Origin of the sequence: Pseudomonas sp. S49, from assembly GCF_009866785.1 — a bacterium.
Taxonomy (GTDB): domain Bacteria; phylum Pseudomonadota; class Gammaproteobacteria; order Pseudomonadales; family Pseudomonadaceae; genus Aquipseudomonas.
The window spans coordinates 3,232,027-3,246,831 of the sequence record NZ_CP019432.1; the positions used below are offsets into that span (position 1 = coordinate 3,232,027).

General features: G+C 57.2%; 11 protein-coding genes and 1 pseudogene. 6 read left to right on the forward strand and 6 right to left on the reverse strand.

Going from position 1 to position 14,805, the window contains the following annotated elements:
- Window positions 1-16: 16 nt before the first annotated feature.
- Complete coding sequence (locus tag PspS49_RS14270) at window positions 17-856, reverse strand: pirin family protein (RefSeq protein WP_160039844.1); 840 nt, start codon at window positions 854-856, stop codon at window positions 17-19.
- A gap of 238 nt (window positions 857-1,094) precedes the next feature.
- Between PspS49_RS14270 and PspS49_RS14275 the strand changes: the two genes are divergently transcribed.
- Window positions 1,095-2,012 (forward strand): LysR family transcriptional regulator, encoded by a 918-nt coding sequence (locus PspS49_RS14275; RefSeq protein ID WP_160039846.1) that lies wholly within the window; start codon window positions 1,095-1,097, stop codon window positions 2,010-2,012.
- Between the two features lie 31 nt (window positions 2,013-2,043).
- Here PspS49_RS14275 and PspS49_RS14280 read toward each other — a convergent pair whose 3' ends face one another.
- The 3 genes and pseudogenes from PspS49_RS14280 to PspS49_RS14290 all read right to left on the reverse strand — a co-directional run bounded on the left by PspS49_RS14280 (window position 2,044) and on the right by PspS49_RS14290 (window position 4,241).
- The gene (locus tag PspS49_RS14280) at window positions 2,044-2,262 is read right to left on the reverse strand and encodes a hypothetical protein (RefSeq protein WP_160039848.1); all 219 of its coding nucleotides are present in this window, start codon (window positions 2,260-2,262) and stop codon (window positions 2,044-2,046) included.
- A 166-nt stretch (window positions 2,263-2,428) separates the two neighbouring features.
- Window positions 2,429-2,844 (reverse strand): annotated as a pseudogene (locus tag PspS49_RS14285) (transposase); the annotation flags it as partial.
- 482 nt (window positions 2,845-3,326) lie between these two features.
- Window positions 3,327-4,241, reverse strand: coding sequence for a LysR family transcriptional regulator (locus PspS49_RS14290; protein WP_016983049.1), 915 nt, complete (start codon window positions 4,239-4,241; stop codon window positions 3,327-3,329).
- 269 nt (window positions 4,242-4,510) lie between these two features.
- Here PspS49_RS14290 and PspS49_RS14295 point away from each other — a divergent pair, with 269 nt between their 5' ends.
- The 4 genes from PspS49_RS14295 (at window position 4,511) to pgm (ending at window position 10,752) form a co-directional block, all read left to right on the forward strand.
- Window positions 4,511-5,533, forward strand: coding sequence for a zinc-dependent alcohol dehydrogenase family protein (locus PspS49_RS14295; RefSeq protein WP_127927357.1), 1,023 nt, complete (start codon window positions 4,511-4,513; stop codon window positions 5,531-5,533).
- 550 nt (window positions 5,534-6,083) lie between these two features.
- The gene (locus tag PspS49_RS14300) at window positions 6,084-7,550 is read left to right on the forward strand and encodes a hypothetical protein (RefSeq protein WP_160039850.1); all 1,467 of its coding nucleotides are present in this window, start codon (window positions 6,084-6,086) and stop codon (window positions 7,548-7,550) included.
- Window positions 7,551-7,599: 49 nt separating this feature from the next.
- A complete protein-coding gene (locus PspS49_RS14305; protein ID WP_160039852.1) occupies window positions 7,600-9,000 on the forward strand; it encodes a PLP-dependent aminotransferase family protein in 1,401 nt (466 codons plus the stop codon).
- A 105-nt stretch (window positions 9,001-9,105) separates the two neighbouring features.
- Window positions 9,106-10,752, forward strand: coding sequence for a phosphoglucomutase (alpha-D-glucose-1,6-bisphosphate-dependent) (gene pgm / locus PspS49_RS14310; RefSeq protein ID WP_127927363.1), 1,647 nt, complete (start codon window positions 9,106-9,108; stop codon window positions 10,750-10,752).
- Between the two features lie 69 nt (window positions 10,753-10,821).
- Here the strand turns inward: pgm and PspS49_RS14315 are convergent, their stop codons facing one another.
- The gene (locus PspS49_RS14315) at window positions 10,822-11,517 is read right to left on the reverse strand and encodes a pirin family protein (protein WP_127927365.1); all 696 of its coding nucleotides are present in this window, start codon (window positions 11,515-11,517) and stop codon (window positions 10,822-10,824) included.
- A gap of 278 nt (window positions 11,518-11,795) precedes the next feature.
- Between PspS49_RS14315 and PspS49_RS14320 the strand changes: the two genes are divergently transcribed.
- Entirely contained in the window at window positions 11,796-14,270 is a 2,475-nt protein-coding gene (locus PspS49_RS14320; protein WP_160039854.1) for a UvrD-helicase domain-containing protein, read from the forward strand.
- A 50-nt stretch (window positions 14,271-14,320) separates the two neighbouring features.
- On the opposite strand, the gene PspS49_RS14325 is transcribed toward PspS49_RS14320, so the two are convergent.
- Window positions 14,321-14,593, reverse strand: a complete 273-nt coding sequence (locus PspS49_RS14325) for a DUF1652 domain-containing protein (protein ID WP_038367758.1) — start codon at window positions 14,591-14,593, stop codon at window positions 14,321-14,323.
- Between the last annotated feature and the right edge of the window lie 212 nt (window positions 14,594-14,805).

A 14,805-nucleotide genomic window follows, 5' to 3' on the forward strand; every position in this document is an offset into this window, starting at 1 on the left:
GCCGGGTTGAGCGGCGCTAGTTGAGCCGTCCTTGCTGCCGCAGCCGTGTGCCAATCCGCTGTATTTCCGTTTCGCCCTGCGCCAGAGCTGCCTTGCTCGTGTGAACCGAGTAGTTACCTGTTACCAGGTCGTACGGATGCTTTACCGCCGAGCCCATCACGAAAGAGCAATCGCCTTTCGCGATGAAGTTGATGTGGTGCTCTGACTCTTCGAACACAGCTAATTCGCCGACATTGACCAACCCTCCTGCATCCAGACTTCCTGAACTAACCGCGAGCCAGGCAATGTTGTGACCGGACGGTGGGGTGTAACGCCAGTGCTCACCGTCTTTTAAGCTCACGGCGAGATAGTTCATTTCACTCGGTACTTCGATCAGGCTTTTGGCTGCCCCGTAACGTCCCAGTAGTACCCGTGCTGGGCCCACTTGTGGAACTTGCGACGGATCAAGGTAGGTACTCATCGCGGGAGCGTTTTCAAGCGGCGGCGGCAATGCCACCCAGAGCTGGAATCCCTGTATTGCGGACTCGCTTGCTAGCGTAGAGTCGTGCCACACCCCATTGCCGGCCTGCATCCATTCAACACCACCCGCGAGCAGTAGACCGGTCGCCCCAGTGGTGTCCTCATAAGAGACATCCCCTTTTGTCATGAAGGTAACCGTTGCGATTCCTGAGTGCGGATGCATGCCAAAACTCGACTTACTACCACTGGCGTTCAGACTGAAAATGTCCAGGAAAATAAACGGTTTCAACAGCTCTCCTAGATCACCTGGACTCATAAGCCTCGTTATGGGGCCATGTGTGGTTCCTTCAGTACGATGGACAATGGCGCGTGGTCGAACTACTACGGTGGCGGTCATATGTTTTCTCTTTGTTCTCCCTTGCCGACAGACGATGTCGTCGAGCGGAGTTCCGGCTGCCTGGACTGGATGTGGATGAACTCAGTGATGCCGAAAAGCCTTGACGGTCAGCCCGCAGGAGATTCCGGCAAGTGAAGGTCAGCTGCAGCAATGACTGAAGGATATGCGTCTATTGATTGCTTTATTAGATGGCATAATTGGATTGAACTGATCCATTTTTGGAGTGGGTGGCAGCAAGATGATCGATCTGAATGACGTCGCATTGTTTGTAAAAGTGGTGCGCAGCGGTAGTTTCGCTGAGGCAGCACGGCAGCTTGGAATGCCCTCAAACACCTTAAGCCGGCGGGTTCAACAGCTTGAGGCTCAACTCGGTACAAGGCTGCTGCAGCGCTCCACGCGCAAGCTCACACTCACCCAGTCTGGCGAGGCTTTTCACGAGCGATGCTGTGGAGCCGTGGATGGACTGATTGACGCTGGTGAGCAGCTGATGACAGGAAACCAAGAGCCGAGTGGCACCGTGCGCATTGCGGCAATGGCTGATTTTTTCGACTTCTTTCCTATGGAGTGGGTAGCCGATTTTCTCGAGGCGCATCCACGGGTACACGTCGACTTTGTGCTGAGTGATGCACGCGCCGATTTGATCGCTGATCGTATCGACATTGCGTTTCGAGGCGGAGCGTTACAAGACTCAGGATATGTGGGTCGCCAACTCCTTGGAGCTGGTAACGAAGGTCTGGTGGCCAGCCCGAATTACCTCAGAAAAAGAGGCGTACCTGATTCGCTTGGAGATTTGGTCAATCATGATTGTGTAACTTTTGGTCATCCTAGTGGCGTCACTACCTGGACTCTCCATGGGCCAAATGGTGCAGCGGAAGAAGTGCGGGTCACTAGCCGTTTCAATGGAAACACCGCCCAAGCTTTGCGCAAGGCGACGTTGGCCGGGCTAGGAATTGCCTTGCTGCCGCCCGCCATGACAAAGTCTGATCTTCAGACAGGGCGCCTTGTGTCTGTGCTTCCGCAGTACCATAGAACCGGATACGGCTTGCATGTGCTTTACCCAAGTCGGCAACATTTGCCGTTAGCTGTGTCTGCATTCATTGGGTTGGTGATGGAGAAACTGGAGGGACAAGAATTTCCTGCAACGGCTCTCTCCTGATCCATGCATCCGTCAAGAGTATGGGATATGCCTAAGAATGACGCAGGCGCATGATGGCATCTGTGATGCCTTGAGCATTCTTGTCCAGCGTCTCCATCGCCCCGATTGCGTTAGCGGCTACATTCTCCGTTCCGTTATCAAGCAGCCACTTTGTCACCTCTTCATTGGCTGCGCGTATTGCGTGCTGGTTGTGTAGCAGCAGCGTGAGGGCGTCTGCTGTGGCTACATTCACTTGAGAGCTATCCGGCATCGGTATCTTCCTTGATGATCTGGTGCGTAGGTAGTAGCTGATCTCTCGCCTGCCCGATCTCTTCCTGAATCTACCCGCAAGGGGATGGCCCATCGGTTCTGGCACGACCTAGGGTATCAACCGCATCTCGCGTAGTTTGTCGAACACGTCGAAAAATGCCTGATCGCTCGACCAAGCCAGCGTCTATGCAACGACGCAGCACTTCATTGAACAGCCAGCGAAAGAGATCGCTGTCCCGAAAACGGCCATGTCTATTTTTGGAGAAGGTCGAGTGGCTGGGGACTTCATCTTCAAGGCTTAACCGGCAGAACCAGCGATACGCCAGGTTCAAATGGGCCTCTGCGCACAACCGCCGCTCTGAGCGAATGCCGTAGCAATAGCCCACGATCAGCATGCGGATCATCAGTTCAGGATCAATCGACGGACGCCGATCGGGCTAAAGAAATCGGCGAGGTAATGGCGCAGGTCGCTCAGATCGAGACGCCGATCAATGCTGCGCAGAAGGTGATTGGCGGGAATGTGATCTTGGAGGTTGAACGAGTAACACAGCCGATCCTGCCCACTCGATAACTGCCCCATCATGCTGCGTGCTTCCCTGCGGGCCAATGCAGATATTTTGCCGCAGGCAAGATAGAGGAGCTACTTTTTCAACACATCGTTGCCGTTGAAGTTCGATTCCCGGTTTGCATGGGAAGTGTCAGCCCCTCCGATTTTGAGTTGTTCGGACAGAGCTAACGCGACAATGCTAATTAACTAATTGATTTTTAACGATTAATTCCTTGGGTGGAATACGGGTCTGTACGGAGGTGGTGTTGTTCGTTCATCGATTCCAGTGTTCACCGTTCCGCTGAAAGCTTCAGGCCGGTCTATCGAATCGCAGAGTGTCCGGTCGGAGCTATCCTCATCAATAGCCCACTTGGCCTTAGGCTGGGGGCATCCTTTTCAAACCATCCAAAGCATGCCCTCAGATGTGCCCCCAATGTAGCAATCCACTGGAAGTGAATGGAGCTCCATGGTTTGTGGAAAGGCAGAAATGATTAGCCGAACTGCCTGCCCGACGAAACCTAAAGACTCTCAGGGTCGCCAAAAAACATCTGAATCCGCGACCGCAACCACCGCTCACCCGGGTCATTATCCTGCGACCCCCGCCAAGCCATGTGCAGCTCAAACGTGCGCGTCGGCAACGGTGGATCTTCCGCGCGAACGCCGCCAGCCGCCGTCAACGCCTCCGCCGTGTAATCCGGCACGGTCGCCACGATGTCAGTGCCCGCGAGCAACGTACTCAAACCGTTGAACTGCGGCACGGCCAGCACCACATGACGTTTGCGCCCCAGTTTCTCCAGCTCTTCATCAATAAAGCCACTGAGGTCACCGGCAAACGACACCAGCGCATGCGGACGTGCGCAGTAATCGTCCAGGCTCAGCGGCCCCGGCACGGTATCGGCGCGCAGCAATTTTGGTGCGCTGCGACGCAGGACCTTGCGTTTGGCGTTGGCCGGCAGGTCGGTAGTGTAGCTGACGCCAATGGAGATCTCGCCGGAGGCCAGCAGGCCTGGCATCAATATGTAATTGACGCGACGAATCACCAGCACGATTCCTGGCGATTCGGCGCGCAGGCGTTTGAGCAGCATCGGCAGCAGGGCGAATTCGACGTCGTCGGACAAACCGATCCGAAATACCGAAGTGCTGGTGGCCGGGTCGAATTCGGCTGCACGGCTGACGGCGGTCGAAATCGAATCGAGGGCCGGCGAGAGCAGGGCGAAGATTTCCACCGCGCGGGCGGACGGTTCCATGCTGCGCCCGGTGCGCACGAATAGCGGGTCATCGAACAGGCTGCGCAGGCGCGAGAGCGCCGCACTGATCGCCGGCTGACCGAGGAACAGCTTTTCTGCCGCCCGGGTCACACTGCGTTCGTGCATCAATGTTTCGAATACGATCAACAGGTTCAGGTCGACACGACGCAGGTCATTACGATTCATCTGGAGTCCTGGCAGAGTCATCAAGCTTGACGAGAGCGGCCATATGAGAACAATGGCCGGCATGAATCTTACGGGGAAAGGCTGGTACTCTGCACCGGAAAATTCAGCTTTACTGAGACGGTGGCAGCAGTTTTTCATGGATTTTGCCAATGCCGCCCCTGCTGCGGAATCAATGACAGGCATGTCGACTATTAATAGCCACTGATAGTCTTGGGTCAAAAGCCCAGATAGAGTTCATGGCATTAGAGGTTACTTTGACGAGGTTTGCGATGTCCCGCACGATCCGTTTTCACAAGTTTGGTCCGGCCGAGGTGCTCAAATGCGAAGAGCATGCGGCCGCTCAGCCAGGTCCTGGCGAAGTGCAGGTGCGCGTCGAGGCGATCGGCATCAGCTGGTATGACACCCTCTGGCGTCAGAATCTGGCCTCGTCTCAGGCGCGACTGCCTGCGGGTCTTGGTCACGAGATGGCCGGTGTGATCACCGCTGTCGGCGACGGTGTCGATGATCTGGCAGTGGGTGACAAGGTCGCCAGCTTTCCGGCCGAGAGTGCGAACGACTACCCGGTCTACGGCGAGTCGATCGTACTGCCGCGTACCGCGCTGACCCGTTATCCGGATGTGCTCACCCCGATCGAAGCCAGCGTGCATTACACGCCATTGCTGATCGCCTACTTTGCCTACGCCGATCTGGCGCGGGTCAAACCGGGGCAGTTTGCTCTGGTCACGGACGCCAGCCATTGCGCCGGTCCTTCGTTTGTCCAGTTGGGCAAGGCGATGGGCGTACGCGTGATCGCTGCGACCAAAGAAGCAGAGGAACGCGAGTACCTGCTGTCCCTTGGCGCTGAAAAGGTCATCGTCACCGAAGAAGAAGATCTGTTGATGCGAATCAACAAGATCACTGACAACCGCGGTGTCGACGTGGTGTTCGACGGCCTCGGCGGTCCACAGATGTCGCTGCTTGGCGATGTACTGGCGCCGCGTGGCAGCCTGGTGCTGTACGGCTTGCAGGGGGGCAACCAGACGCCGTTCCCGGCCTGCGCAGCGTTCCAGAAGAACATCCAGTTCTTCGTGCACTGCATCGGCAACTTTACCGGCAAGCCGGAACTGGGCATCACTCAGGACCACGTCGCGTTGCAACGCGCCTTGCGTGACATCAACCAGTTGACCGCTGACCGTGTGTTGCTGCCGCTCAAGACGCGTGTATTCCCGTTCAACGAGTTCGTCGAAGCGCATCGCTACATGGACGAATGCCCGTGCCGCGAGCGGGTAGCGTTGCAAGTCGAACCGGCGTAAGCCCTGTTATCAGAGTCCGTGGCCCCACGGACTCTTCTGCGTTTAGCTTCCCTCCTGAAAAAACAGCACACTGCGATCATGCCCCCATGACCGTTCAGCAACTGAACTGGTTTTTGCTCGCGATCTGTATCTTCTAATCACAATGTAAGCCCTGATAATTGAATGATTACTTTCATCTCAAGGAATGAGCCATGTCTGTGCATTCAATTTGTCCTGTGCGATATAAGACGGCTAAATCTGTTGGTCGCGCCTATTTCTGTTTAATTGTTGTAGGCCTATTCGGAAACCGCTTCTCTTTTTCTTGTACTCACTTGTCGTGGGACCTTGTGGGAAGTTTCCTAGGACTGCGTCCAGAAAAAATTATCCCAGCAATTACAGGGGGTTGAGGCTGCCATTCAGCGGCTGAAGGGGTTTTGTCAGCTCAAGTGTTTCAAATAACTTCAAACTTGTAAGTGTTAGCATTCGAACGTCTATTACTTATTGATGAATTGTCGCCTGACTGATGTTTCAGTGCGTGCGGCAGGAAACTTTCGATACTGGGTAAATACCGATGAGCACGATCCATGATCAGGCAATGAACTATGTCTACCAGCAAGTGTTGCAACGTTTGCTGAGTTTCTTTTCCCGCGCGGAGCGCACGGCGCTGCAGTTGCTGATCCAGCGACTGGCAGTGGCGGCGGGCGGCATGGAGAACATCGGTCATTTCAAGGTGCTGGTGAACCAGTCCGGGTCGCGCGACAGTTGTTACACCCTGGCATTGCTGCGGGCCGCGCAGTTGAGCATTGCTGGCCGTTCGCCTGCGACCTTTCAGCTACGGGTGGCGACCTTGCGCTGGAACGGCAACAGTGAGACGTCCCTGCAAAACATGCACCGCAGCTACAGTGCACTGTTTCTGTATGACGACCCTCGGGTAGAGCTGGTGATGGTGGATCACCGCGAGGTTATGCCGTTTGATCATCAGGCTCCCATTGGCGAAGCAGGTCGCGAGACCAATCGTATCAACCTGCTGTTGATCGGGCATCGTCGAGCCTGGAATGAACCGCTTGAATTGTGGGATGACGCTTATCTGGCCACCGCCGAGTTCTACGGTCAGGTTGCGCGCTGGAACAATGGCGTTGACGCGATGATCGGCAGTGAGTCCGCACGTCGTCAGCGGCACTTCCTCGACGGCCTGGAGCGCGCCACGCACAAAGCCGCGATTGCCGCGCCGCAGATGAGCACCGCCGGTTTTGAAATGCTGTTCCCGCTGCTCGACGGGCTGGGCGGCGATTATTACCGCGAGTTTTACTCTGACGAGGAGCGGGTAACCTGGCGCCCGGAAGGCCATTTCGAGGCCTGTCGGCGCACCAGTTTTATCAATATCAACGACATGATTGTCGGCAAACTCGAAGAACGCTGGCCTTTGTTGAGTGATTTTCTGGGCTTTCAGGCTGACGACGTGACGCTCTATCAAGGAGATGATGAACACGTGGAGCCAGTGGTGGCCGCGCATTTGCGAGGTTTGCAGGCGCAATTCATCGAGGGGCGGACCTATGAGGCCGGCGTCAGTGATTACCTGACCAGTCTGCTGATAACAATGCGGCAAAAGCAGGTTCCTGAGCCTGTTTGCGAACAATTGCTGGCGAGCTTCGGCGATCTGCAGGCGCCTGAGCATCTGCGTTTGCAGGCGGCAAACGCTTTGCAGGCCAATTTCGAGCTGAATGAAATCCAACTGACATGCCTTTTGTTTGCGCCTTTTATCAACGCGGGTGCCGGGCTTGAGCGGTTCCTGCGTAATTGTCATCCCGGGATGCTGGTGGCGTTGCCGGATCTGCATCGGGCAATGCAAGGGCTGCATGCTCCGGAGCAGGTACTGAAGTGGTTGACGGATGTCAGCGGGCTGCCCGTCAGGATGGTTGTGCGTCTGTATGCAATGGGGCCTGTGCGCATGCCTGAATCCAGCGAAGGTGCAGCGCAGAACGAAAATGAGGACGACACGCTGGCTGAGCCTCCCGCCGATCGATCGGCGGAAGGTTGATTGTGCGCTGCCTGTCCGGAGGTGAGCCTGTGCCCATGGGCGCGGGCTCGTGAAAACATCGAGAGAAAATGACTTCGTTTACCAGGCGGTTTATCGCTATCTGAAGTTACTGATAGACGAGGCGGGGAGTAGCCCACCGGTGCGCTTGCCGTCGCTGCGACAATTGGCTGATCGGCTCAATGTGTCGATCTCGACCGTCCAGTACGCTTATTCGCTGCTGGAGAAGGAAGGACGGGTCTATTCGATTGCCAAGTCCGGTTACTACGCGCAGGCGCTGCACGTGATGGATTCGCCCGACAGCGGCAGTGATTTGCTGGAAACCGTTTACGTCAACGCGAGGCGACCCGGCATGTGCGTGTTGAGCGGTGATGAACCGGCCTCGCTGCAACCACTGGACAGTCCATTGCTGATGCTGGAGCGTGAACTGCTGCGCCAGTATCCTCGTCAACCGCAAGCGTTGGTGCAACCTTGCGGAGAGCTGGAACTGCGCACGGTGCTGGCCGCGCGCTACACCTCGTCTACCGCCAATTACTGGCGCGCGGATGACGTCTACATCGGCGCCGACCTGCGCGGTGTCCTGGAAATACTGATTTCGGTGCTTGAGTTGCGTCGGGCCACGGTGATCGTTGAATCGCCTTGTGACTGGGTGATCTTGCGCCTGCTGGAGGCCGCTGAAGTGCGGGTTATCGAGCTGCCGCTGCTCGCCGGTGGCGTGATCGATTCGCAGCGACTGGAGTCGTTGCTCCAAAGTGAGCCGGTGCGTTTGATTCTTTTGTCGGCGGCGTTGAGCATGCCTCGAGGCACTTTGCGCCCACTGAGCAACCAGCAGGCAATCGCGCATCTGCTCGGGCATCACGGCACGTGGGTGCTGGAAAACGATTGTTACAGCGAACTTCATGAGGGCAGTGTCGCCCAGCGATTGCGCGACTGCCTGGACCCTGATCGTTTGCTGGTGTTCTCCACGTTCGAGAGATTCATCGGTGCCGAAGCGCCTTTCGGCTTTTTGCTGTCGCGTCATTGGCGCAATGAATTGCAAAGGCATTTCCTGTTGCGCGCGTTTCGCTTGTCGCCCATCCGCCAGAAGGCCATCGCCAGGCTGCTTGGCGGTGGTCGGCTGGATCAACATCTGGCCATATTGCGGCGAATGCTCAAGGAGCGGCGCACGCAGTTGATCGACCTGTTGCGCGAGCGCCTCGGTGATGCGTTGCAGATTGTCGAACCGCAGGGCGGCGCAACCGTCTGGGTGCGCTCGCTGCGACCGGTGAACATGGGCTATGTGTTTCAGCGCCTGCTCAGGCAGCAGATCGTTATTGCGCCGGGCGAGCTGTTTAGCCTGCAAGGTCTGCATGCACACCATTTGCGTTTGAGCCCGCTAACTCATGCCGACCATGACCTGGCCAGTGTGGTCGGGCTGATCGGTGACGCCTTGCGGCTGGCTCCCGCTGACTAACGTTAAAAAACATCGGGAGAGTTCCGGATAGATCCCATCGCACTGCGGTCAAACTGCCAGTAAACTGCGCTCCATTCCTGAACCACTCTATTTCAGAGGTTTTGCATGACACTCAGTCCTTTTGCGGGCAAACCGGCACCGGCAGAATTGTTGGTCGATATCCCGCGACTGGTAACGGCTTATTACACCGGACAGCCCGACGCCTCGATTTCCACTCAGCGTGTGGCGTTCGGTACATCCGGACACCGGGGCAGCTCGTTCGACTTGAGTTTCAACGAGTGGCACGTTCTGGCCATCAGCCAGGCGATCTGCCTGTACCGCGAAGCCCAGGGGATTACCGGGCCGCTGTTTGTCGGCATCGACACGCACGCACTGTCTACTCCGGCCGGTGCCAGCGCCCTGGAAGTGCTGGCCGCCAACGGTGTCACCGTGATGATCGCCGAAGGTGATGAATACACGCCGACACCGGCCATTTCCCACGCCATTCTCTGCTACAACCGTGGCCGTACCTCGGGCCTGGCGGACGGCATCGTCATCACGCCGTCGCACAACCCGCCACAAAGCGGTGGTTACAAGTACAACCCAACCAACGGCGGGCCGGCCGACACCCACATCACCAAGTGGATCGAAGCCAAGGCCAATGAACTGTTGGCCAACAAACTGGCCGGTGTGAAACGCATCAGCTACGAGCAGGCACTCAAGGCCAGCACCACGCATCGTCACGACTATGTGAACACCTACGTTGCCGACCTGATCAACGTGATCGACTTCGATGCCATTCGTGACGCCAAACTGCGTCTGGGCGTTGATCCGCTGGGTGGAGCAGGGGTGCGCTACTGGTCGGCGATTGCCGAGCATTACCGCCTCGATCTGCAAGTGGTCAACAAGGAAGTCGACGCGACGTTCCGTTTCATGACTGTCGACTGGGATGGCCAGATTCGTATGGATCCGTCGTCCAGCCACGCGATGCAGGGCCTGATCGGCCTGAAAGAGCGCTTCGACGTCGCGTTTGCCTGCGACCCGGATCACGACCGCCACGGTATCGTGACGCCGTCCGGAGGTTTGCTCGCGCCGAACAACTATCTGGCGGTGTCGATCGATTACCTGTTCCAGAATCGCCCACAGTGGCGCGCGGATGCCGGCGTGGGTAAAACCGTGGTCAGCAGCGGTCTGATCGATCGCGTGGCCAAACGTCTGGGTCGTCGTCTCTACGAAGTTCCGGTCGGTTTCAAATGGTTCGCTGACGGTCTGTTCGATGGCTCGCTGGGTTTCGGTGGTGAAGAGAGCGCCGGCGCATCGTTCCTGCGCAAGGACGGTGGCGTGTGGAGCACCGACAAGGATGGTCTGATCCCGGCATTGCTCGCCGCGGAAATGACCGCTCGCACCGGTCGCGATCCGAGCCAGGCTTACAAAGCGTTGACCGATGAGCTGGGCGAGCCGTTCTCGGTGCGCGTCGATGCCAAGGCCAATCCGGAGCAGAAAGCACTGCTAAGCAAGCTGTCACCTGACCAGGTCACCTCGACCGAACTGGCCGGCGAGCAAATCCAGAGCATTCTCAGCCATGCCCCGGGTAACGATCAGGCAATTGGTGGTCTGAAAGTGATGACTGAAAACGGTTGGTTCGCCGCGCGTCCGTCGGGCACTGAGGACATCTACAAGATCTACGCCGAAAGCTTCATCAGTGACGACCACCTCAAGCAATTGGTGGTTGAAGCGCAGACCTTGGTGGATGGCGCCATCTCCAGTAAGTGATGTTCGCAAGCGCATGAAAAAAGGGGCAACCATGATGGTTGCCCCTTTTTTTGCCCGCCATTCAAGCAATCAAGCCAGATCCACCAGCACAATCTCGCTGTCCTCAATGGCCGTGACGGTCAGTACGCGTTCCTGTGCCACCGCCACACCGTCTCGAGCTTGTGCACGCAAACCATTGACTTCAATCACGCCGGTGGCCGGTACCAGATACGCGCGACGGCCTTCATCCAGACGATATTCCGCCGTTTCACCCGCCTTGAGATTGGCCGCGACCAATCGCGCATCAGCGCGAATCCGCAGGCTCTGGTCATCACCATCCTTGCCGCTGGCCAAGGTGACAAAGCCTTCGCGCTGGCCTTTCGGGAATGGTTTGGCACCCCACGATGGCGGTGCGCCGGTTTCCGTCGGCAGAATCCAGATCTGGAAGATCTTGGTGTCTTTTGCTTCCAGGTTGTATTCGCTGTGTGCGATGCCGGTGCCGGCGCTCATCACCTGGACGTCGCCAGCCTCGGTGCGGCCCTTGTTGCCCAGGTTGTCCTGGTGAGTAATCGCACCTTCACGGACATAGGTGATGATCTCCATATCGCGATGCGGGTGCTGCGGGAAGCCAGTGCCTGCTGCAATCACGTCATCGTTCCACACCCGCAGGTTGCCCCAGTTCATGCGCTGCGGATCGTAGTACTCGGCGAACGAAAAGTGGTGATGGGCATCCAGCCAGCCGTGGTGGGCGCCGCCCAGCGAGCTGAAAGGTCTGAGTTCAAGCATGATCGTCTCCTCAAAGGCTCGTCGTAGGGTGTGAATGGATGACACCCGACGCGACACCGGTGGTTTATGACGGCCATCATCTATCAGCTAACAATCGATAAAAAGCGTAAAAAGTGCGGCGTTATGATCGAAATGACCGATAAGAAAACACCTCGAAAGTGTTTCATCTCACCTTCAGTTCATCGCCTAAACCAATGACCTGTAAGCATTTCGCTAGAACTGAACGGCAAATACAGACACCATAGCCGCAACAGCCTCACACACTGGAGCCCGTCAGCGTGGCGCAACACACCCCCGATCTTCCTCCCGAACTTCGCCCCTTGGCCGAAATGCCTTGGTTCAAACGCTTGGCTGCACGCTTCTTCGGTCATGGTTTGACCCGTTTGCGGGCGCAGCACCGTGCATCGTGGCTGCACGGTCAGGCCGATGGTTTCCGCAGCGGCCACACCGCTGGCGTCGAATATGGCTTTAACGAGGGCAAACTTGAGGGGCTGGAAGAGGGCCGTCAGGTGCTGCTGATCCGTGACAGTCGCAACACCGAGCATCGCCCGCCCAGTGTCGATAACCACTTGTTCGACGATTGGCGCCTGCCGCTGACGGCCGAGCTGAAAAAGCGCATGAAGGCCGATGTCGCCCGTTTGTTGCCCGGGCACGCGCAGCCGAGTACCGCGCAATGGAAGATGATTTTCAGCGAAACACCGTCAACCTCAGTGGTCGCTGGTGCAGGCGCGGGCAAATCAACCACGCTGGTGCTGCGCATCCTGTTGCTCAACCACTATCTGGGCTTTGAGCTGGATTCGATGACCGTGGTGACCTTCACCCGCGAGTCGCGCAAGGATTTCATCAATAAACTGATCGAACTGTTCGCGCTCTGGGGTCTGGCGCTGAATCTGCGCCAGGCGCGAGAACTGGTGCGCACCTTCCACTCGCGCATCCTGCCGATGGTGCGCAGCCTGCCGGGTTTTGAACGCTTGCAGGCGTTTGAGAACCTGAGCAATCGGCCACAAGGTGCTGACGAGGAGGTCGACAGCAATCCGTTCGACTTGCGTATCAACGATGTGCAACGCCAGCAACTCAACGCCTGTTATCACCGCCTGTTCAACGAAGACGAACGTTTCCGTCAGCTGATTCAGCCATTGTCCCGCGCCGGTCTACAGCTCAAGGAGCTGGAGCGCGATCACCCGGACGTGCAAAAACGCGTAGCGGTAACGCAGTTGGCCTCCCAGCGCGACGAAGAACTGTGTGATGCCATCGAAGACTTGTGGTTCCGTGCCGGCGCCTGGCCGATCAAGGGCATCGAGCCGAACCGGCAGAGTTTCGATATCAACGGCGCAAAATTCCATTGCCATGGCTACATTCCAAGCCTGGATGCGTGGGTGGTGCTCGGTTTCGACCCGCGGGAAAACCCGCAGGTGAGCCGGCCAAACGCCAAGCTAAGTGTGCGCGCAGAGTGGGCGGTGAAGCGCACCCTGTTTCAAGCTTTCTGCCGTAAGCCGTTGATCTGGCTTGATACTTATGACGCGTCAAAACGTGTTCTCGCAACGTTGGCAGGCGACGCCAGTGCCGGTCCCGGGTTCGATTACAAGGTCAAAGGCGAGTTGGCCTCCGCGCCGTTGCTCGACTGTTTCGTCGCGGCGGCAGGCTTCATCGAGAACCTTGGCCTGGACGTGCCTGACGCGGTCGGTCGCATGAGCTTTGCCAAGGATGACCCGGACCGGTTTTTCTTTGAGGCGTTGAGCCTGTTCTGGCGCGCCTTTGAAGATCATCTGCTCGATCAGAAACCGCCGGTCATGACCTACAACCGAATGTTCGCGTTGTTCAGCGAGCACTCGCCGGAGAACCTCAAGCTGTTGAGCGATGAGCTGCTCAGGCCGTTGTCGCACCTGATGATCGATGAATTTCAGGACGTTTCGCCGCAGATCGTCTCGTGGATCCGTGCCAGCCTCACGGAAATCCGCAGTCGAGGCCCGGCGATGCATGTCGGACGGGGAGCGCAGCGCTCGTCGCTGTTGTGCGTCGGTGATGACTGGCAGTCGATTTACGGCTGGCGCGGCAGTTCGCCGAGCTACTTTATGGCGTTCGACAAAGAATTCCCGTCGCCCGCTACGACGCGGGTGATGCTCAGCGACAACTACCGCAGCCACCAGCACATTATCGATGCGGCCGAGCACATCGTTCGCGCCGCCCCGGCGATCCCCGGCAAGAAGGCCAAGGCCAGCGGCGCAGTCAAGCCACTGCAGCCGGTCAACGTGCTCGAGCGCGATGATCAGGCATTGGGGCAGCGCCTCGCCGAACATTACCGTCAGGGCCATTCAATCTTGATGCTTTATCGAAAAAGCAGCGATAAGTCATTGATTGAAGAGCATATTCAAGCCGTAGTTAATGTGGATTCGAGCTTGCCGTACGAAGCGCGACGCCTGAAGCAACTGACCTACCACAGCGCCAAAGGCCTGCAGGCCGACGCGGTATTTCTGCTCGGTGACTGTCAGCACCTGACCAGTTCGCCCTATAAGAATCAGGTCTATCGCATGGCAGGACTGGGCAAGTCCGGCGACAGCGAGCCGTATGACACGGCGCAAAAAGACGAGATCCTGCGCCTGGCGTATGTCGGCATCACCCGCGCGGTCAGCCATTGCTACTGGTATGTCGAACCGCAGGAAGCGCAAGCGGTGAACATGCCCCGGGCGTCTGACCGGGTGGCCAAAGGCAAGCCGTTCTTCGTTGATCACCGCATCGCCAAACAAACCGCATAAGCACAAAAAAGCCCACATCGCTGTGGGCTTTTTCGTTTTAAATCAAATGGCTATGCGTAACTCCTGAGAGACTCCGGAGGTACGAAAGCTTCCAGCTCGTCCTCCACAGCCTCGATAATTCGTTCGACATCCGCTGCATTCATCACCGTCGCACACGGGATACCCGCGATGGCGATCATGGTTTCGCCACTGGCGCGATCAAACAGTCGGGCGATCATGCTGCCCGGCGCGTCCATCGTTGCCTCGAAACCCATGGGATGAAAATGCCAGCGCATCAGTTGGCATGCATTGGGGAACGTGACTTTGCTTGACCCTTTATTCATGTGTTGCCCGCCTTCTTCATCGAGCGCTTCCGTTTGCTCATGTTAGGAGGGAAGAGCCTTCATTGGCTCAACCGGTGACTGACATTAAAAGTAGCATCCCGATGTGAAATTCCTGTGAGATTTTTCAGTTCTTTTTGCGATTGCTTCGCATTTTTTGATGTAAGTCACGGCCTACGCAGTCATCGCCAAAAGGCCACTACGGATTAACCATT